We start from the raw sequence: 21,397 nt of genomic DNA on the forward strand, positions 1-21,397 counted from the left end.
TGAAGCTCACAGCATTCTAAAAAAAAGGAATCATAACCTATACTTCCAGCGGTCACAAACATGGTCGTGATCACTTGAAGTATAGCGGTACATTTAACGTGCTTTTTAATAAGAATATTCTGAGGTAATTTGTAATTGTCGATGCGACGCAGAAATTGTTTCGTGATGATACCTCAGATTATTGAGATAATGTGTTTTATGTTCTTCCAAATTAAATAGAGAAATTAATTGATATTTCGGCTCGTCCAACATCCCTGGATACTTACTGATTTCTCTTTTAATTGCTTCTATTATTTTGACAAACAGACACTCATTCAAGGTGGAGGACTCACCTCCATTCATAAAGATCATAGCCAGTACTTTCGCATTACAATTTCCCTTTAAATAACCCTCTACTTCTGCTCTCCTTGAGGCTCCCAAAAGACTTCCCCATGTCTTCGATTCATATTTTGATAATGATGAAGAGATTAAGCTTTTAAATGATTTATCGGTAAGGGTATCTACCCAATCATAAATCGTCTTATACAGCACCGCGATGCCCCCATCACTATAAGGATGGGTAAAGCGTTTGTCCTTTTTAGCAAAAAACACCACATCTCGGGTAAAATCATTGATGCCTTTTTCAAAACTTTTATCTCTGATCGCAAGATCAATACTTGGTATAGGATGCTTTTGCAACATCAGAGGAGTAAGACCCTGCACAAGCAAAGTATTCAATGCCCCATCTTGCTGGGTTCCTGAGCTTAAAATATAAGCCAAACGATTATCACCACGTTCCTTTGAGCTCGATTTTAAATAGTTCTTCACCGGTTCAGCCCTTTGGCGGAATGAAAGTGAGGTGACTACTGGCGCATATTTTTTATCTATAATTTCATTGATATAATGTTCCAATTCTTCAGGTTTGAGACTTTTTGCCCAAACAAACAATGAATCATGGTATTGTTTTTTCACGTCTTCATGTGTAAAAGGCAGCACTTCTCGTTTCACGGCAAGTAATGCTTCTTCCATCAGTTCGTCTGTAGTGGTCAAATGCAATTGGAAATTGACCTGTTCTGCAATGAGCTTAAGGCTGGATGCAATACTATTAAATTCAGCAGCATAAGTTGTTGTATTCGCCAAGGCCTGGCGAATTTTTAGGTTATATGTTTGATGGAGTAAACTCAGTTTATTGGAAAACTCAAGATTGTCTTCTTCGGTAAGATCCTTACGTTTTTTTTCATAATAAGTCTTTGTTACTTCACGAAATTCGTTAACAAAGGCAACTAAAGATAATAATGCGCCACGCAAATTACTGTCTTTATCAACACTAATCTTTGCTTCAATTATTTCAGCAGAAAGCACAGGGAGGTTTCCAAATAACTCCCATGCACTGGTTAAAGTGTCATCAGTTGCTTTTTTGCTTAGTAGTTCGGAAATTTGCACGTAGGGAGGATTAGTGGCTTCTTTAAGTAATGAGTTCGTTAGTCTGTACGAACTGTGAATCAACTCTTTCATTATTGGTGCAAATGCATCACGCCAGACCTGGTGATATCGTTTTTGTAATTCATCAGAATTGTACTTTAGATCTTCTTCTTTAGCATAGGTTGTTTCATTTTCCTTTTTGGCCCATTCCTGTATGGTGCGATAAAAAGAAGGCTTTTTGTAAAGATCTAGATAAGTAGGTGACAACGGTAACCCATAGCCGTTATCAGTACATCCCATGTAAAAGACCACTACTCGATATAAGTTATCATAGTGTTCTTGATATAAATCCATCATAAAATCAACAAATGATTTTGAGTTCGTCGTTTCATTGCAAAAGCGAGGATACAGCTCTTCATATTTAGCCCGTAAGCTGGGATCTGTCTCCTCTAAAGAGGTGTAATTTAAAGGCATATCACCAAAGAGCTCTGTTAAGCGTTTACGTTGTAACTCCGGTTGATATGTTAATAGGGCCTTTAAAGCGGCGGCCAGTTTCTGTTCCTGGGCAAGAGAGTTCTGTGCCAGACGCGCGAACTCGACTGGGTCTGCATAAGCTTTAGGTAATAGCTTGCGGGCTACATTAGGTACAATAGCCGGAATGGTAACTTGTCCTGGATTTTCGTAAGAAGGCCAATGATAAGGCATGGATTCCTGAACGTTGGGAAAAGCTTCATAATCACGAACGGTGAGCGTTACATGTTCCTTAGGTACTCCGATTACTGATCTTGGTACTTTCATATGGATGGTGAACCAATAGAAGAACATATCAAAATCAATATCCGCAGTCAGCTCCTCAGCTATACCGAGGTTATGAGGATGCGAATCATCATCATCCAGGAACCATCGGCCGAGCAAAGTTTCCATGACATCTTTTTCGACCAGGGTTTTCACACTGGGAGCAACTTGCTCCTTTAAAGTACTGTTAACAGGAATACCCTGACTCGCATAATGGAGCGGTTTAAAACCCTCAATACCAATAGATAGTGTACCAATTAACTTATCTTGAGTGTGGCCTCTTTTTGAGGTGATTTCCAAGATATTACTTTTTATAGTATTCAGCTGTTCCATTAAGGGCAGTTCAGGATTAAAGTTTGGTATATCCTTTACTGCAATAGTATCCTTCTTTAGTAAGCCATCAGGAGTTTTAACAGTGTATTCGAGGAGGTCTTTTTGCTCTAATTTAATATAAAGTGTGTTATCTTTTATAGTTTTGTTACTATCTGGCATTAATTCGAGATCATACTCCTCGAATACTAAACGCTCTTCGGCCGATCTTTTTCCTTGGAATAACCTTTTGAATGATGAGGTAGCTACACTGATTTTGGCTAATAATTCAGGATAGTGATTTTTAGGCTCTAATTTTTTAAAAAAAGCCTTCTTGACAACACCATCTTCTTCAAAGGAAACCTTCCATGTTTCATGAGAGCTATCCGAAATTTTTTCTACATAAGTGAGTTTATTATTTCTGAGTGCTTTTTTTGGAATTCCCATATTTTAATCCATTAAATCCCAGTCGTCCTTTTAGAATAGTTCATATTAGGCAGAAATATTCAATAAGTTCAAGAATAATTTTCAAACAGATAACAAGGAAACTAAACAGTTAAGATTCAAATACTTAATGGATTACTCAAACTCATGACACACTGTTTTTGAATGAATCATCATGCAAATTACATGCCTGATCAGTAAGAATGCCCCGCCCGGAGGGAGATTGGTTCCGGGCTAAGGGCGGTAACCTTCTTCGGTTACGTTTGACTAACTCATTTGACACCAGGATAGGGGAAAACACACTCCATTTTCATCCGAGTTTTCTAGATCGATAAGCTTAAGCACTTCCTTATCCAGTTCGCGTATTTCCTCTCCTGAGCGAGTCTGGTTAAAAAACCAGAAATTGCCAGTCTTGTAGTATTTATATGCGTTAGCCCCTCCAAGGGAAAGGGTGCAGCTAACTATATTAGCAATAACAATTAAGGCATTGTATAAAAATCTATATAAATCAGACTCAATTTCAGGATCGACAATTTTAAGTACTTCATTTTCAGCGTTCTTTAATGTAGTCCGCACATCATCGGCATGAGGATTCATGAGCGCATCATAAGAAATATTGTATAATTTTTTCCTATAAGCTTCTTCTGCATCCTTCCATTTTTTATGCATTTCACTGGATGATTTAGACCCAGCTAAACGCTCATGAATTATTTTGCATTGAGCCTCAACCCGCAAAATAATGTGCCGAAACCGTTTAGCTTCTTCCCTCTCTTCTTGTGCTGCCAATTCGATCAGATCTTTTCCGATCTTTAAGTCTTGCATTTGCCTGACACAAATAAAACGCTCGCGCAGGCTGTCAGCCAAAGCCAATTGTACTGGATCTTTTATGGCAAGGACCTTATTGCCTTGAGTTTGTATCCCATGCACTACCCCGCTATAAAGAACTTCCATCAATAACGTTCGCGTTTTATCCTCCATATTCGCTAATTGTGGTAAAAGCAGGCGTAAGGCTTGTCCTTTATTATCCTTCTCTAATACTAAATGATAGGCTTGAAGAGGGGCAGTAATACCTGATTTTTTTAATAGAAGTAACGCGGTGCTTGCTGCTTTTAACTCGTCAAGAGTTAGTTTGCGTAATCTTGATGTTACATCATGAAGCTCTTGAAATTCTTTAGCGAAATGGTGAGCAATTGATTTTTGTAAATGTTGGTGTGGATTTAGCGCAAGCTTTTCTAGATCTTCAATAGTAATGGTTTTGGTTTGGTCTAAAGCCACCAGGCTTGAAGCCAATAAGGGATATTTCTTTGTTGCAGCAACGATTTGTTGATAACCATCTTCAGATAAAGATCCTTTGACCCAAAATATCAAACAAAGTCGTCTGCAGTCTTCATCCGGTATAGAAAAAATAAGTTTTAATTCGTCACGTTTCGATTTAGATTCTTTAAAAAATTTAGGGACATCTTCTGTGAGTGCCGGCTCCAACTCAACTAAACTGGCTATAGCTTGGTAGTAAGCTTTTTCAGATAAAATATCTCGAATTAATTCCTCCGGATAGGATTGTTGAATTAAAAATGGAAGTAGCTTAATTTGGGTCTCATCCCTCATGTAGCCACTAAACTTTCTAATCAATTCAAGATTGGTCAGTAGCTTCCGGTTTTGCTCAAGAATTCCCTTTTCGTAAAATACGATGATGCTTTTTAATAAACTTTTATTAATGCGTTCATCATCAGTGAATGTTAATTGAATTCTTTGAATTTCTTTACGTAATGGACTGGATTCAGATAAAAGCTCCTTGAGCAGAGAAACGGACAACGGAAGCTCATCCAGTATTTTGTATTGAAAAAGCAAATCCAGGGCTGGATTCTCTGCAAATAACGCGGATAAATTAAGTTCAGAAAAAGGAAGCGGTTCGCGGAGGGTTGCCGTTTCTTGCGCTACTTGGATTTTTCGCATCAATAGGGCAATACGATGAAATCGTAAGTTAATCTCGTTATTCCCTTGGACTGCATTGTGTAATAAAAAACCGGGAATAGCAGAACCAATCTGCTTTAATAAGGGTTCTATAGATGACACGGGAGAAACGTTCACCCCAGCAGCAGGCGATTTAATATACGGGGTTAAATTAAAGCTTGCTACACAGACAATTTCTCTGGTTTGTGGACTTGCATGACCCTTTTTTATTAAACCGATTACCCACTGTTTCGGGTCATCCTTTCGATACATCACCATAACGCCGCAGTCCTCTCCTGCGTCATTAATATAGGCAAAATCATGGCAACCTAAATTCGCCTTGTAAGCCTCTGAGTCTTCCTTTTCTCTTTTGAGCGGCTCGGGTCCAAATAAATAGGACAGATTTCCTGCAGTCATATTACCATGCAGATAATATTTCCCTAGAGCCTGTTTGCGCCAGATATTAAAATGTCTTATTGCTTGCTGTATCGTACCCAGGAAATTCACAGATGGGAGATCCGCAATTATTTTTGTGTCATCTTTTTGTTCTGCAATGGCCCAGCCCTGTCCAAAAGCATGAAAAATTTGTTCTGCGTTTCCCTTCAGCAAATAAGGCATAATTCATTCTCAATATGACAAATTGAGAGTATTATAACCAGGAATTCATCGAGATGGTGATGGTTTTTTGCTAAAATTGCATTTTTAATACCTTATAATACGTTATAATGACTCATTAAGCCCGAATAAAAGAGATCAGGACGTAGGACCCAATCCTATTGAGAAGCCCCTTAATTATGCGGATGACGTACTGACGATCCATCAAGACAAAGAAAATAAATATGAAATGCAATATCATAGGCGCAGGCCGATTAGGTAAAAATATCGCACTGGCCTTATCTAAAGCTCATCTCATCTCGTCCTTTTCCATTTGTAATCGCAGTTTGGAAAGTGCACAAAGGGCGAGGCAGGAGATTGGTTCCGGCCAGGTAGTTGACAAAATTGCGCACTTACCTGCAGCTGAAGTAATCTGGATATGCTGTAATGATGATGCCATTCACAATGCCGTAGAAATCCTCACTCATACTGATGTCTTAAAGCCGGGTAATTTTGTTATTCACTGCAGTGGCGGTTTGAGTTCAGCTGTATTGGCTCCTTTAAGAAAACAAGGCTGCTTGGTCGCGAGTTTTCATCCTTTAAAAGCATTTAAAGCAAATTATCTGGAGCCCACAGCATTTTATCAAGTTGATTGTGTTTTGGAGGGTGACTCTGAAGTATGCGAGTGGCTAAAAAGCGCGTTCAAGCAGTTAGGTTCTCATCTCATTACCCTTAAACCGGAGGCAAAAACAGCATATCATGCTGCGGCATGTATGGCTTCGAATTACTTAATTACCTTGGCATCCTGCAGTGAAGAATTGTTTCTTAAAGCAGGTATCGATGCACAACAAAGTCGACGGATGATAGTCAATTTAATGCAAGGTAATTTAAATAACTTAGAACAAACCGAACGTATTGCAGAGTCACTCACAGGACCATTAGCAAGAGGGGATGTGCAAACCATTGCGTTGCATTTAGATTCGATAGAAAATCCAGAGATCAAGCGTTTATACCAAAGTGCAGCATTGAGTACCTTGCCGCTAACACAATTATCTGAAGAAATAAAAGAAAAAATTACAGGTCTTTGTAGTTGAGTTTCTCACTTAAAAGAATGAGTTATCCAATATCCTGGGTTACAGCCTTCAACCAGGGCTGTATCTCACCCTGGAACAATAGGCTGCCAAAAGTTCTTAGACGTTCGTAGGAGTACTACTATATTGCTCTCCCTTTCCTAGACCCGATTCGTCAGAAAGGTCAACACCAATACCCTCTTTAGGATCAACTAAGTCAATTTGTGATCGCGGTGATACCACTGGTTGCTTTGGAATCTCTTTAACCCCCAAACGATCTACCAGTGTTTTTGGACCATCATTAAATTGAGGCTCAACAACTTTGACTTTGGCCTCTTCTTTCTCAACTTGAAACTCATAGCCTTCATGAGAGCCCCCCTTGGCTTTCTTAAGTCCGTCCTTTTCCGTACTCGTTAATTCTGTTCCACCTTTCTTCTTATTAAATAATTCATCTTCCTTTAACACCTCTAAAATTACCTCACGAGTACGTTTATCCTGGCCTTTATGTGCCTGGGTTTTACTTGCGCCGGTAGCATCAAGATTCATTTCTCTATCTGCCGCATTATTAGTATCAATTAATTGGGCGATATAGAACTTTCTAACTGAAGGAATCAGTAATAAGGGTGCTGTTGCTAAAGCAAACAGTCCAAGCCCAATTCGCGCAGTCCAACGCAAGAAAGGATTTTTTATATTCTGCACAAATGAAAAACTGCTTACTTTCGCAGCACCGCCTTGGTCTTCGCGTGAAATTGCTGCCGCACCCCCGTGCAAGTTACTTTTGCTTACCGATACAGCAATCGCAGCACGTAATTCATCGGGATCCGCTGTTTCTCCTTTTGCATATGCTTTCATTTGAGCATAAATTGCTTTTTCATGCTTTTGCAGCTTATCCAGCTTTCCATCGTTATGTTCTACACGCTCATGAATACTTTTCAATAAGGCAAAGCGCAACATGACATCCTGATTACGCTCATTACCACTTTTACAGCCCCCAGTTGATGCCCATTCGATATACATACTAAGCGCTTGGCTCAGTTGACCGTAGCGTACATCCCAATGCTGGTTAGTAGCAATCATTCTTGCAAGTGCATTGGACGCTAATGAAGGTAAATCGTCATCATCCTCTTGTTGCGATAACCCACTTTCTAATTCTTTTTTAAATGCTCTGATCTCTTTAATTAAAGTATCACCCGCTATTGACTGAGCGAAATATGTTGGTCTCTGTTTATCATCTAAAAAAGTATCATAATGCTCACGTACTCTAGCATTGATAGCAGTGATTTTTTCCTTTACTTCTTCACTTAAATAAGCACTATTTTCTTGAAACGTGTGCAGCATGGCCATTTCGGCACTTAAGGTAATGTCATCCAGTTCCACAGAACCGGTAACGAAACTTCTATCATCTCGATAACCTAAATCTCGAGTATGCCGGTTTGTACCGATATTTTGTACGTATAAGAAATTATTTTTGCCTGGTTCTAACTCTTTCTGTCCTGCATTAAACTCATGCATGGCCTGGATCATATAGAGGGCACTGGCTCTTTGTCGGTTATTATTATCTCCTATAGTTTCAAATGCTTCTGAATGAAACGAAGTAAATAAGTTTTCTACGGCAGGACCTTCTTTGCCACCACGCATATTACGCATTTGCGCATGAAGAAAACCAAATTTATTTACTAGATCTCTTCTAATGTCGTCTTCGCTCATCGTGGGATGAAAAACCAGTGCTGGTGAGGGGATACGCGCACTCACAGCGGGAGTTGGATGCAATACACCCGTTTCATCTTGATAAGTATAAGTAACTCGCCTAAAAGCCGCTTGATCTTCTGTTTGTAACCCTGGAATAAACGAAGGTTTGTCATGTGCTGTCTGTTTAGTTCCGCTTATTAACATCCCTTGTTGTAAGTAATTGGACGTGTAAAAATAGTCATATCCTGTAGCCGTCTCCGCAGTAAAGACATGTTTATTCAACTCGCCGCTTAGTTTTTGCATGTATCCTAAAACAGTTTCTCTAGTACGCTTCTTAATTAGAGCCTCTTGCTCTTCTTTCGTAAGGCTTCCAGAAGTTAACTTCCCTTCTTCATCAAATTTTAAATTCTGATGCTTCTTAAGTAGTTCCTTTTGTTCTGCTTCCGTTAATTTTCCTGAAGTTAACTTTCCTTCTTCATCAAATTCTAAAGATAACGCTACGCGTTCTTTTAAATGCGCAACGACTCCTTCTATAAGTGCTTTTTTTGCAGATTCAGCTAATTTAACTCTTTCTTTAGCCAAATTTTGATTAAGTTTATTTACATCAACCTTACCATTTGAATCACTGGATTTTTTAACGGCTTCCTTATAAGCCTTGGCCACTTCATCCTGAATCTTCAGCGCGGCATTATGGCGAATATTTTGCCACGCATCATGACTAATTGTTTCCTTATCTTCACCATAGGTTATGGAACGCCGCTCAAATGTTCTCGCCATTAAATTCATATGCGCATAAGTTTCTTCAAAAGAGGCAACCATGCTTGCTCTTTGATGAGAAAGAAGCGGCTGTCCACCATATTTTTTTACAAACTTATCCCTTAGCTTCCTATGCACATCGGTGCCTTCACCATTTACTTGACCACTTAAATCAATAGAACATAAAGTAGTGTCAGTAGGTGTACGACCACCAAGGACCTTTTTAAGCCCCCCTTTAATCTCTATACCTTGTCTATCGTCAACATTCGGCATGTTTAGAGCAGCTTCTATCTTCTTAAGTACCTTTTCTTGTTCTTTTTCAGATAGTGTTAACTCGTAAATTAAACGAGCTTGGGGATCAAACAATAAATCGTCACGCTTCTTAAGTATCTCGCTTTGTTCCTTTTCAGATAAAACCCCTGAGGTTAACCGTCCGTGTTCATCAAACAAAAAATCCTCATGGTTCTTCTTCACTTCTTCTTGTTCTTGTGCTGTTAGAACTAAATGTCCCTCCTTATCAAGCAAGGTGACCTTACTTCTTACACGCTCCAGGGTTATTTCACGCAGGTAATCTTGATAGATGGCATTGGCTTTGGCGGTAGCATATCGTTGCTGTTCGATTTTTATTCCATCGCGTACTTCTTGAGATAGACTATTCTGGAAATCAAGATCATTTAAACTCGCTAAGGCTTTTCGTTCATCACTTCCTTCAGCTGTTTCGCCTGCTTTAAAAAGTAATTTCTGATATATTGCAATTTTGACATCATCTCTTAAATTTCTAAAATTTTCTTGATAATGCCCCTCACCTGCTGCGATAAGATCTTTAAATGTTTTTAAAAGTGCCATGCAACGGTCCCTACTTAGGCTTATGATTATATTTTAGCACGCAAATATTACATTAACCTTACGTGATATAAATTCAAAAAAGCTACTGCATCAAGTAGTTCTGTAGTTAACTGGAATAGTAAAATCCCGGGTTCCGCTGCGCTGCACCGAGGCTACTGTTTTATTTTGGATGGTTAAAGTTCAACTTCTTTTCCCAAATTTTGCTGTTTGGCTTGTTTTTTTGCCTTTCTTTTCTCTTTCCAAGTTTGCAACATCACAAAAAATGCAGGGACAAATACCACGGCAAGACACGTTGAGGCCAGCATTCCACTGCATACGGCAATCCCAATCGAGCGTCGCGCATTGGCACCCGCACCCGTGGCGAATACTAAGGGCATAACGCCAAGAATAAAAGCGAACGAGGTCATTAAAATAGGACGAAAACGTGTTTTAGCACCAATTACCGCAGCCTCCATGATGGATTTGTTATGCAGTTCGTGTTGTTCTCGTGCCACTTCGACAATCAAAATAGCATTCTTGGCTGCCAAAGCAATAAGCAGCAAAATCCCGATTTGGGTATACATATTATTGGAAAGACCTAAAACCGATAACACCAATACGGTCCCAATTAAGGCCAAGGGTACGCTTAATAGAATCGATGCAGGGGCGATCCAGTTTTCATATTGACCTGCTAAAATCAGATATACCAAAATGAGTGACAGGATAAAAATATAATAACTCATGTTTCCCGCAATTTTTTCCTGATAGGCGGTACTGGTCCACTCATAAGAGATACCGGCAGGCAAAACTTCCTTTGCAAGCCGCTCCATAACTGCCATGGCCTGGCCGGAGCTATAACCTGGTGCGGCCGAACCATAGATATTGCTTGAGGGGTATAAATTGTAAAGAGAAATAATGGAAGGCCCTACTGTAGGCGACATATCCGTAAGTGTCCCCAATGGTACCATTTCCCCTGATTTATTTCTTACATAATAATTACGTACATCGCCAACCGTCATGCGTGACGCGGCATCGGCTTGAACATAAACCTGAAACACCTGGCCGAATTTTGAAAAAAGATTCACATAGGATGAACCGAGATAGGTTTGTAACGTATTGGAGGCATCGCCGACAGAAACACCTAAGGCCTCTGCTTTGACTCGATTAATTGGGGCAGAAAGCTGTGGTACTGAAGCACGAAACGAAGTCATCAGACGTTGCAATTCGGGCTGCTGGCTTGCATAACGAATTAACTGATCGGTAGCAGTTTGCAATTTTTGATAATCAAATGATCCATCTTGCAATTCAAGTTGCATTTGAAAACCGCCAGACATACCCAAGCCTTGAATTGGCGGGGGGATCATAACCAATATTTTAGCGCCTAAAGTTTTTTCTGCGACCGCATTAAGCTGTTTATACATCGCGAGCAAATCCTCTTTTTTCCCTCGCACGCTCCAATCTTTAAATACCACGTAAAGAACACCGCCATTGGCAAGGCTCGCATTACTATCCAAAAGAGAGATCCCTGCGATACTGATCACATTCTCTACGCCACCAACTTTAGATACTTGCGCGCTCAAATCGTGTAAAACCGCTTCTGTGCGCCCTAAACTGGAACCATCGGGCAATTGCACGTTCATCATCGCATATCCCTGATCTTCAAGTGGGATAAATCCCGTAGGGATACGGGTTAAGCCTAAAATCGCCAACAGGACCAGGGCGATACCAATGAAGCAAACTGTTTTATTATTATGAACAAGTCTATCGATGAATCGGAGATAGAAATTTTCTATAGGATAGTAATACTTATCAAATAAACGAAAAACGAAATTTTTCTTTTTTTGCGGATCAACCGGCCTGAGCCATAAAGCACATTGAGTAGGCTTCAAAGTCATCGCATTAATGGCACTAATAAATGCAGTTGCCGCAATAACTAATGCAAACTGTGCATACATAGCACCGGTTAAACCTGGCATAAAACCGGCAGGAACGAATACCGCCATTAACACAAGGGTAATACCAATAATGGGCCCCATTAATTCTGCCATCGCATTAATTGCCGATTGTTTGGGCGGGGTACCCTGTTCTATATGCTGGGTTACGCCTTCAACGATTACAATCGCGTCATCAACCACGATACCAATTGCTAAAACAAGTGCAAATAAAGTTAACAAGTTAATAGAGTAACCTAATACGAGCATGGCAAAGAATGCACCAATGATAGTCACAGGGACTGTGGTAGTAGGCACCAGGGTGGCGCGATAGTTTTGTAGAAAAAGGAGAATAACAATTAAAACCAGAATACCCGCTTCAAACAAAGTCTCATATACCTCATTTACCGAGGCTTTTACGAAAATGGTGGTGTCAAAAGGAATCGAATATTCCATGCCAGGAGGAAATTTTTTTGCCATTTTCTCAACTGCTTTACGTACCTCGGCTGCAACTTGCAACGCATTGGCATTGGGAAGTTGGTAAATACCAATAGCAGCTGCCTGTTTATTATTCAGTCTCGCGAGCTGGTTGTAACTGCTAGAGCCTAACTCCACACGCCCTACATCACGAATACGAACAATTTGCGCACTTTGTGTGGTACTGGTTTCTTTAGCGCTTTGATTGGGGTTTTGCGCTATTGTTTTCACTATGATGTTTTCAAATTGATCTACATCAGCAAGTTGCCCCGGAACATTTACTGTAAATTGATACGCTTCTTTCCCTGCGGTTGGGGGTGCACCAATTTGCCCGGAAGAAACCTCTTGGTTTTGATTGCTAATGGCCTGAAGAACATCACTTGGATTAAGGGAATAAGCCAACATTTTTTTAGGATCCAGCCAAACACGCATCGCATAAGTACCGGTTCCAAAAATAAGCACATTACCTACGCCAGGTAAACGGGATAATTCGTCTTGCATGTTAATTGCCGCATAATTATCCAGAAACAGACCATCGAATTCCTTATTTTTGGACGTTAGCGTAATAAACTGGAGTATTGCCGTAGATTTTTGCTGTACCACCACCCCTTGCTTTTGCACTGAATCGGGCAACTGCGCCATAGCAGACTGTACCCTATTTTGCACCAGTACCTGGGCAAAATTAAGATCCGTTCCAATAGCAAAAGTAACAATCAGAGTGTAGGTGCCATTATTCGTACTGGTGGATTGCATATACAGCATGTTTTCCACCCCATTCACTTGCTGCTCAATCGGTAAAGCTACGGTTTTGATGAGTGTTTTCGCGTCGGCCCCAGGATATGAAGTGGTCACCTGAATGGTTGGTGGAACAATAGCAGGATATTGCGAAACGGGTAGTACAAATATAGCTACCAACCCCAGCAACACGATGAGGAGCGCAATAACATTTGCCAATATAGGCCGCTCAATAAAAAATTTAGAAATCATTCTGCTGTCTTCTCACATTGTATAACGATCACCAAAACAACACCCCTGACGCATCTAAAATTAATCTTTGGCTGCCCCATTATCTTTTGGTTTGCTTTTGCCATTATCTTTTGTTTGCGTTACCCGTTCATGCGGTTCAACCTTATTTCCAGGAGTCGCGTATTGCAGGCCATCAATGATTACTTTGTCTTGAGCATCAAGCCCCGTAACCACCGCACGCATCCCATTCTCTGCACCGCCCAATTTTACCCGTTTCGTCACGACCACATTGTCATTATCTACGGTCAATACATAGGGGCCGATTTGATCATAAAGGATCGCTGTATCAGGCACTGTTAATTGCTTTTTAGGTTTGGAGATAGCGACGCGTACTTGCACAAAGAGGCCTGGTACAAAAATGTACCCCTTGTTGGGTAATACGGCACGAAGCTCCATAGTACCCGTAGATGCATTAAGACCTGTATTAACAAAATCAAGCGTGGCTTTGTACTTAACTGTAGGATCGTTTTGCAGGCTCACTTCAATAGGAACTTTCTTTATATCTTGGGGTTTGAATCCTTGCGCCCGCGCTGCCGCCCGTAATTTGAGTAAATCAAGTTCATTTAGATTAAAGTAAACATAGATGGGATCGATCTGTTCTATGGTAGCCAAATTTGTGGCTTCACCATGCCCCACAAGGTTTCCAACGTCAACTAAATGCCGACCGATTCGGCCGTCAAATGGAGCTGAAATGTGGGTGTAACTGTAGTTAATTGCTGCATTGACTTCTTCTGCTTCGGCTTTATCAACTCCTGCGGCAACCTCCAGTGTTTTGGCATACCATTTTTCAACTTCGTTTAATGAGGTGGCATGCTGTTTATACATTTTCTGTTGTCGTGCATATTCGGACTTATTATAGATAAGCGCAGCCTTTTCTGCGGTTACGGTCGCTTTGGCTGCTCTTAATTTTTCAAAATACGGCTCTGGTTGAATTACAAAGAGCTCTTTTCCTTTTTTAACGAAAGTTCCATCTACAAACTCTATTGAATCCAGAAAGCCCTCAACACGTGCAACCAGGTTCACCGAATTATAAGCGACTGTATTACCTGTTTGTGTCACATATTCAGCCATTTCTTTGAGTTTTGGCTTTTGCACAACGACCTTGGGTGCCGGGATGGCGGGTACGCTACTTTTGCCAAAAATATGTGAAATCAGATAAATAAGAAGTAAAATAGCAATCGCTATCCCTGCAATTTTGACTGATTTTGAATCTCTATTAAAGTTCATGCCCAATACCATTTTATTTAATTTTCCAAAATTTCCTTTCTCTGCTTAGGGTCATTACCATCAAGTTAAGTCTGGGCATAAACTCCCATCCCTATGTAAAATTGTCATCCACGCCAGGCGGAGATCCAATTCGAATCAAAAGCCAACACAGGGATAGATTCCCGCTACGCGGGAAATGACCAAGCTCTTTAACTTAATGTATCCCTAACCCTAACACAGGAGAGGGGTTTTTCCTTTCTTCTACCACTTTGGTAAATACAGTTGCTTAAATCGTTCTTTCCTAGTTCGCGGTGGCTCATGATTTTGCTGTTTGAGCAAAGTCCCCCAGTTTGTACGTGCTGCCATTTCCGCTTTGATTAGGGGCGGCACAACATCATTAGTACCCCGTATTTCCCAGCCCCCGCCTAGTGCTCGATAAAGAGAGACTAATGCGAGTGGAATATTGGCTTGTGCGTTAACCAATGCAGTTTGAACGCTCAATTGTTGCTGCTCGGCATTCAGCACAGGAGTAAAATCAACTTCTCCATTAATATAACGCACGATTGCCAATTTTAGTGTTTTGATGGCCGCGTTATTTGCTTTGGTTAATGCGCGCTCCGCCTTTTTTGCCTCGATATAGGCTGTAATACCATTTTGAACTTCTTGCTGTGCTTTTAGAACCAAATTAATGTAGTTTAACAAGGCCTGCTGGAATACAGCGTCTTGTGCCCGTACTGCATTCGTAATTTGACCGTAATTAAGTATTGGCCAAGTCAAAGTCGGGCCTGCGGTTATTGACCGGTTCGCCCAATTAAACAAATCTGAAAGTGAGTTTTGGCCAATATTATTTGATGAAAAAACAAAAGTACCATTTAACGCAAGAGAAGGAAAAAGATTTGCTTTTGCTGCGCCAATTTTGGCGGATTGTGCCATCGCCTCTAAACGGGCTTGATGAATATCCGGCCGTCGCGCCAAACTTTCTACAGGAATTCCCACTGCTACTGTTGAAGGCGCTTTAGGGATTCCTTTGCTTTTCTTAAGCTCTCCGTCTACTCCATTGGGTAGTGTACCCAATAAAAGAGCCAGTGCATTTTTTTGCTGTTCTAAGCTATTTTCCAGCGGAGGAAGAGATGCTTCTGTTTGTGAAAGCTCAGTCTGTGCTTGCTCCACATCCATGAGATTTGTTTCACCTGCATTATATCGAGCCTTGGCTATTTTTAACCCCTCTCTTTGCACTACAATGTTGGCTTTGGTTACCTTGATTTGCGCCTCGAAGGTTCGAACTTGGATGTAGGTGCTGGCAACGTCTGCGGTAAGAGTGACCAAAGCATTATCATAAGCAGCAAGAGAAGATAAAAACGTCGCATCATTGGCTTGAATTGCTCTTCGATATTTTCCCCAAAAGTCAATTTCCCAGTTTGCAGCAAAACCTAATGATAATGTTGCGAACGATGAGGGTAGAATTGATTGCAGTTGACTCCCACCAATTTCAACATAGGTATAGTTACCGGTTATCGCCTGTTGTTGCGGGTATAACATGCCTACCGATTGAGCCAGGAGAGCACGAGTTTGCAGTACCCTTACTCCGGCAATCTGGAGTGTCAAATTATTATAATAACCTTCGTAAATTAATGAAGTCAGAACAGGATCATGAAAAACCTCCCACCATTTAGTTGTTTTAAATGGCGCTTCTTTTACTGTTGCATCCTTTTTTGGCCAATGGGTAACGACTGGCTTTAGCGGCTCTTTATAATTAGGACCGACCATACAGGCGCTAAGAAAAAGGCAAGTAACGAAGGTAAAAAATTTTAACATGGGTGCTAAGAATTCCCTATCTAAACTATTTTCCATTAATGGAAATGACATTAGCTTCTTACTTCAAAGCACTTTATCACTACTATGAATTATTTGATAGATCATTAGCTTAAATACTGTAGCTTTAAGGATCGTAGCGCTTATTGGGTAGTGCGGCAAACTTATTGTCAACTCTTTGATTCCACCCAAAACTGGAGGAAGTATATAATTAACTCTATAAGTTAAATTTTTAATTTATTTGGAAACTAATATGCCTAAAATAATCATAATGACGCACGCTCCGCAAAAAACTTTAGGAGATCCAAGCTCAGCAGCTAAATTACAAAAGCTTCTGTTAGAACAATATAAACTACTAGACCAAGAAATCGAGGTTAAAGTAATTATTGATACCGGGACTACAGAAGATGAAGAGGCTGTCAAAAATTTATTTGGTGAAATGAACTATGAATTAATAAAAAAATTTAATGCCCCTGAAGGAAAAAAGAGATTAGAACAAAATATTAGTGATGCAGATCTCATCATACTCTATCCGACGCCTCATTTCCTTAATTTAACTACGGCAACATTAATTACGGACATCATGGCAAGATCAAAAAAAAGTGGGGTGATTTCACTGGTAGAGTATGACTACGATATTCTTCATCAACATAATAGTAAAGGATTTGTCAACACAGTAGCAGGATCACTGTATGTGAGTACTGGCATTGGAGAACAGTGTTTAGGAATTTACATTAACGAACAATCTCCTTCCAAAGAGAATTTATTTCAGCGACTCCATGAGACTGATCGTGCAAAGTTGCCCCGCGATCTTAATCAAAATGAAGGTCTGTATTTTGGCTATTTTAATAAAATTGGCGGCTCCAAAACAGGGGCAAATCCTGCCCGCTTTATAGCTTTTGCGGCTCATAATAGTCCTGAAAAAAAACAAGTGGATGTAGTCATCCCCCTCTTGCCGGGGGGTAGTGATGTTCATGTGGAAAATAAGATAGATGCATTACTTGAAAAAAAATTTATGGATGACATAAAAGATTTTAATAAAGTGGTTATTTCATACTCTCACGCCGGTGCTACTCGCTACTTTGTTTATCAAAAGAATGAAGATCAATTGGTTGCAAAAGAAATTGATGAAGGGGAATATGAAACTCAAAAAAACGACGCGGATAAGGTAATTCGAGTTATCAATCCTTTTCCTCTACACCCGCAATCCATGCACGCATTGATGGAAACATCCGAAGCGGTGAATCTTGTGACAGGCGATCAAAGCCTTTCAGAGGCATTATCTCTAGCAAAAATTCCATTTTATCAAGCCATGTCGTGGAAGAAAAAACTCTATGACTCACTCACATCTTTTGCCCAAAACTATCCCATACTTCACGAATGGCTCACTAAAAATGCGAATCAATCCATTTCTCCAAAAGAACTGGCTGATTTTTATTCAGAAAATCAATCGAAAATGCAAGAACAAATCCAATCTTTGCGTAGTGAGCTTATTCAAAAGAAAAACTTGGCAATTAATATTGTTGACTATATTAATTCTTTAATAGGAATGAGTTTACTTGAACGATATCAATTCTTTATTCAAAATCTGATAAACGATTTTGAATTTTATACACAGAGGGAAGGGAGACAGAAAGAGAAATACTTGGACCGTAAGGCATTATTTAGTCATATCGATTTTTATCTTCAGAGTGCTAGTACAGACGATGAAAGAAATGAAATAGTAGCGTACTTTATTAAACACATAGATGATATTTTTAATTTAGACGAGTATGATGTTATGCCTCTTTTTTGCGAAATTAATGACAAATATCCATCTCTTAATTTTCAATTACCTTTCTCAATTATACTTAACGGTTTTAAAAAAATGACTTCAACGGTAGCTCAATTTGTTCTTATAAAGGGAGAAGAACAAGAGATAACAGTAGCAGCAAATTACATGAGCGATTACCTAAACTACTTATCATGGACTAGCACATTAACATCGGAAGAAAAAAGAGACGTTCTTGAATCAAGAAGTCTGAATGCTTTTTGTTATTTTTGTGAGGAGGAAAAGCTGAGTAAAGATACGGTAATGCCTTTACTTCAGATGATAAAGAATGAATCCGATAAGGATATATTGCAGCAAGGATTAAAAATATTGTTCACTATTCCTACCTACAAAGCTGAAGGGGATACTCTTGAATTTATTCCTTCAGAACCAAGTATTTTTTTTCAACTGAAAGAGCAAGACCGAATAAAGGTGCTCAGCAGAATACTGAAAAACCCTCAAGCGAAAGCAATTTTGTTAGAAGAGTTATTCAAAGCTGAAAACCCACTCTGTATCGATGCACTGAATAAAGAGCCGGTAAGCACTTTTGTGTTACGTGCATTGTTTTTTGAAAAAGCAACTTCCGATAACTCTCATTCTTTTTTTAAACCCACATTAAATGAGACATTACTCCTCCAACTTTTAGACACCACAGATGGAGACATGCAAAAAATCATTCAAAATAGGTTGCAAGCCATATCAGCAGAAAATACTGTTATGTGTATACCGGATTACTTAAATACATTTCTAAGTAAACAACTAGAAAAAGTGATGTGACACTTAGTGGAACAAAAAGATACGCTAAAAATCACTCAGTCAGCCCTAGTTGCTCTCCAGGATCTCCAGACATATTAGAAAATCCACCGCAAAAAGCAGCCCCTTGTATTCAATATTGGAGAGTATATCCCAGAGAGTCAGTTGGCTCCATATTGAATACAAACATTCTAATAGCTAAAAATTCATCTGGATTATCATCCAATACTTGGTAAAAACAATCCTCTAATCTATTTGGTATATTACTATTAAAGAAAGTTAAATTTATGGAGTTGGAGAGCAGATAATTCGTTGTTTCTTTAAACCAATTAAAATAGCTTTTATCTTGATTACTAATTTTTTCTTTAAAAAACTCAACATTGAATGAAGGAACACGCTTAATTTCCTCTAATAAACCCGATTGAGCTATTCGAGGTAATTTAATCTTCTCAATAAAATTACAGCAGATTAATCTCATGTACTCATTAAATACCTGCTCCTTGTTCTCCTTCATATCTTTTAAATATTTTTCCTTTTTATCTTTAGGAAGAACCCAGAAAATTTTTTCTAATTCCCCGTGATCTCGTGTAATATCAACCAGCCTATACTCCATTTTATTTAGATACTCTGTTTTATTCTCCCCCTGAATCACACTTAATAACATCATGAAATGGGTAATGTTAGCGACGAATTTAACGAGTTTGGGCCACATTGTCTCTAAATAAGTCTTTTGATGCTCTTCTGGAAGAATATTTAAAATTTGAATACAGAACAATAAGTCCGTTGATAGTTCAATTAGTTTACTTTTCACATTATTGAAATAGATACCTATTTGTTGTGGAGGAAGTGCACTGGCTATGTCTTGAATAGTGGAAATGCTTATCGAAATAGCGAGCAATTCTTTATGAATATTATTCCACACGATTATTCTTTTACATGGTCGAAGGCGCATAAATTCTTCATCGTTTAATTTTATAAATTTCCATATTCTTTTACCTAAACCTTGAAGAAATGCATCTGCTTTTTCTTCATTAAGAAAATCTATGAGTGCTATAAACTCATCAGAATTAAGGAGTTTAGGGAATTGACGAGCCATTATTCGAGTGAAAATAATAATTTGCTGTTCATTTAGCCCAATAAAAACATTCGCTAAGCCATTGAGGCTCCCAATGGATGCAACTATTGTTTTCTTAAGTCGTGAACAAAGTATTGCAATACTTTGCAGATCAAGATCTTTGAGTAAGATTAAAACGTCCTGAGAATTTTGAATCGAATTTTCATCTATCTCCATTACTTGAGAAGAGCTGAGAGGAAGAATCTCCCTGCCATCATATTCTACTCTCTTATCAAGGACATCCTCTAATGATTTCTTATAAAGATCAAAGTCTTGCTTATAAGTCATTAATAAGGAATCTATTTTTGTCTTATCTAAGCAAATAGAAGTGAGCTCTCCTTTATCGCCTGCAAGCGCTCTCATCAAAGATTCTGCAAGTGATTCAACGCAGCTATCTCTCCAGTTCGGGTTCAGAAGAGCCTCGTTTAGAGCACTATTCAATTCGCGGTTTCCTCTGGCCTTTTTTTGTTGCTCCGGAGATAGTTTTTCCCAGTAATTGCGAAACTGTTCTAAAGCGAGGTACGCTTTGACACCAGCAAAGCCATTCACTCCTCTTTGAATCAGTGCATGCTCTCCCCCTTCTTGTAAACCTTCTATCAAATACTCAATAGCACTATAAAGCGATGAAGATTTTTTAGAAAGAGAACGAAAACGGTAATACGACTTCATAAACACTTCTGTGGTCTCTGAATGATGCGTAAGTCGCTCTATATCTGTTTGCGAAAGACATTTGCCGGTGAAAGGATTAATTAAAATCTTCTCTACAAGTTCTTCTGATGTAGATACCTCTATGTGTTTTAGTAAAGATACAGGAATAAGCCAATCTTCATTATGTTCATTCGTAATCACAATGTAAAATTTTACTATATCGTTTAGAGCTAATTTGCTGATGTCCTCATAGCTATTCACTTCAATATAGTTATACGTACCTGATGAGCAGTTCACGAAAGGCATCAAGAACATTAAAGCAGGAACAGCGCGATTAAGGGATCTAAGTGGTGACTGCTCCGCTAAATAATTCGCAACTTCACAACAAATTTTTGTCATCGGAGAATTAGGTGTCGACGTATAACTTAGATGAGTTCTTTTAATGTTCTGCCAGCGTGTGGCAAGAAACTGTTTAAGTTTTGTCCTGCTATTTATGCAATCGAGTAATTCTGGTAATTGCTTGATGGCATCGTTTACTTGAATTCTCTCATAGAGATTTGTCGGCGTAGACTCTTGCGCTGATTGATACGTATTATTAATTAGCCACCGTAACCTTTTCTTTTTCTCAAAGCGATGAAGCCTACGTATTGCTTGATTTGATTGCATAAAAACAGGGTATGAATAATTTTTTTATTTATACACAAAGAGTTAACCATTGTCTATATTTGCAAATAATAAACATATAAATCATTTATTGATTTTATATTTCTAAAAATCATCAGTAACC

9 protein-coding genes are annotated in these 21,397 nt (G+C 39.2%); 2 read left to right on the forward strand and 7 right to left on the reverse strand.

The window, feature by feature from the left end:
* Window positions 1-105 precede the first annotated feature (105 nt).
* On the reverse strand, window positions 106-2,952 hold the full coding sequence (locus tag LXO92_RS02205) for a hypothetical protein (protein WP_182351127.1): 2,847 nt from the start codon (window positions 2,950-2,952) through the stop codon (window positions 106-108).
* 264 nt (window positions 2,953-3,216) lie between these two features.
* Window positions 3,217-5,517 carry a hypothetical protein gene (locus LXO92_RS02210; protein ID WP_232890329.1) on the reverse strand — a complete coding sequence of 767 codons (2,301 nt, stop codon included), beginning with the start codon at window positions 5,515-5,517 and terminating at the stop codon, window positions 3,217-3,219.
* A gap of 221 nt (window positions 5,518-5,738) precedes the next feature.
* Between LXO92_RS02210 and LXO92_RS02215 the strand changes: the two genes are divergently transcribed.
* Window positions 5,739-6,587, forward strand: coding sequence for a Rossmann-like and DUF2520 domain-containing protein (locus LXO92_RS02215; RefSeq protein WP_232890330.1), 849 nt, complete (start codon window positions 5,739-5,741; stop codon window positions 6,585-6,587).
* Window positions 6,588-6,683: 96 nt separating this feature from the next.
* Here the strand turns inward: LXO92_RS02215 and LXO92_RS02220 are convergent, their stop codons facing one another.
* The 4 genes from LXO92_RS02220 to LXO92_RS02235 all read right to left on the reverse strand — a co-directional run bounded on the left by LXO92_RS02220 (window position 6,684) and on the right by LXO92_RS02235 (window position 16,288).
* A complete protein-coding gene (locus LXO92_RS02220; protein WP_182351130.1) occupies window positions 6,684-9,854 on the reverse strand; it encodes a hypothetical protein in 3,171 nt (1,056 codons plus the stop codon).
* 173 nt (window positions 9,855-10,027) lie between these two features.
* On the reverse strand, window positions 10,028-13,228 hold the full coding sequence (locus LXO92_RS02225; RefSeq protein WP_182351131.1) for an efflux RND transporter permease subunit: 3,201 nt from the start codon (window positions 13,226-13,228) through the stop codon (window positions 10,028-10,030).
* A gap of 60 nt (window positions 13,229-13,288) precedes the next feature.
* On the reverse strand, window positions 13,289-14,494 hold the full coding sequence (locus LXO92_RS02230; protein ID WP_232890331.1) for an efflux RND transporter periplasmic adaptor subunit: 1,206 nt from the start codon (window positions 14,492-14,494) through the stop codon (window positions 13,289-13,291).
* A 240-nt stretch (window positions 14,495-14,734) separates the two neighbouring features.
* Window positions 14,735-16,288 carry an efflux transporter outer membrane subunit gene (locus LXO92_RS02235; RefSeq protein WP_182351133.1) on the reverse strand — a complete coding sequence of 518 codons (1,554 nt, stop codon included), beginning with the start codon at window positions 16,286-16,288 and terminating at the stop codon, window positions 14,735-14,737.
* A gap of 250 nt (window positions 16,289-16,538) precedes the next feature.
* Between LXO92_RS02235 and LXO92_RS02240 the strand changes: the two genes are divergently transcribed.
* Window positions 16,539-18,872 (forward strand): hypothetical protein, encoded by a 2,334-nt coding sequence (locus tag LXO92_RS02240; RefSeq protein ID WP_232890332.1) that lies wholly within the window; start codon window positions 16,539-16,541, stop codon window positions 18,870-18,872.
* A gap of 109 nt (window positions 18,873-18,981) precedes the next feature.
* Here the strand turns inward: LXO92_RS02240 and LXO92_RS02245 are convergent, their stop codons facing one another.
* A complete protein-coding gene (locus LXO92_RS02245; RefSeq protein ID WP_232890333.1) occupies window positions 18,982-21,276 on the reverse strand; it encodes a hypothetical protein in 2,295 nt (764 codons plus the stop codon).
* Between the last annotated feature and the right edge of the window lie 121 nt (window positions 21,277-21,397).

It is taken from the genome of Legionella resiliens, assembly GCF_021344005.1.
Taxonomy (GTDB): domain Bacteria; phylum Pseudomonadota; class Gammaproteobacteria; order Legionellales; family Legionellaceae; genus Legionella; species Legionella resiliens.

Bases quoted from the DNA above. Each gene is read 5' to 3' on its own strand.
- LXO92_RS02205 (WP_182351127.1), bottom strand. From the start codon at position 2,952: ATGGGAATTCCAAAAAAAGCACTCAGAAATAATAAACTCACTTATGTA.
- LXO92_RS02210 (WP_232890329.1), bottom strand. From the start codon at position 5,517: ATGCCTTATTTGCTGAAGGGAAACGCAGAACAAATTTTTCATGCTTTT.
- LXO92_RS02215 (WP_232890330.1), top strand. From the start codon at position 5,739: ATGAAATGCAATATCATAGGCGCAGGCCGATTAGGTAAAAATATCGCA.
- LXO92_RS02220 (WP_182351130.1), bottom strand. From the start codon at position 9,854: ATGGCACTTTTAAAAACATTTAAAGATCTTATCGCAGCAGGTGAGGGG.
- LXO92_RS02225 (WP_182351131.1), bottom strand. From the start codon at position 13,228: ATGATTTCTAAATTTTTTATTGAGCGGCCTATATTGGCAAATGTTATT.
- LXO92_RS02230 (WP_232890331.1), bottom strand. From the start codon at position 14,494: ATGAACTTTAATAGAGATTCAAAATCAGTCAAAATTGCAGGGATAGCG.
- LXO92_RS02235 (WP_182351133.1), bottom strand. From the start codon at position 16,288: ATGTTAAAATTTTTTACCTTCGTTACTTGCCTTTTTCTTAGCGCCTGT.
- LXO92_RS02240 (WP_232890332.1), top strand. From the start codon at position 16,539: ATGCCTAAAATAATCATAATGACGCACGCTCCGCAAAAAACTTTAGGA.
- LXO92_RS02245 (WP_232890333.1), bottom strand. From the start codon at position 21,276: ATGCAATCAAATCAAGCAATACGTAGGCTTCATCGCTTTGAGAAAAAG.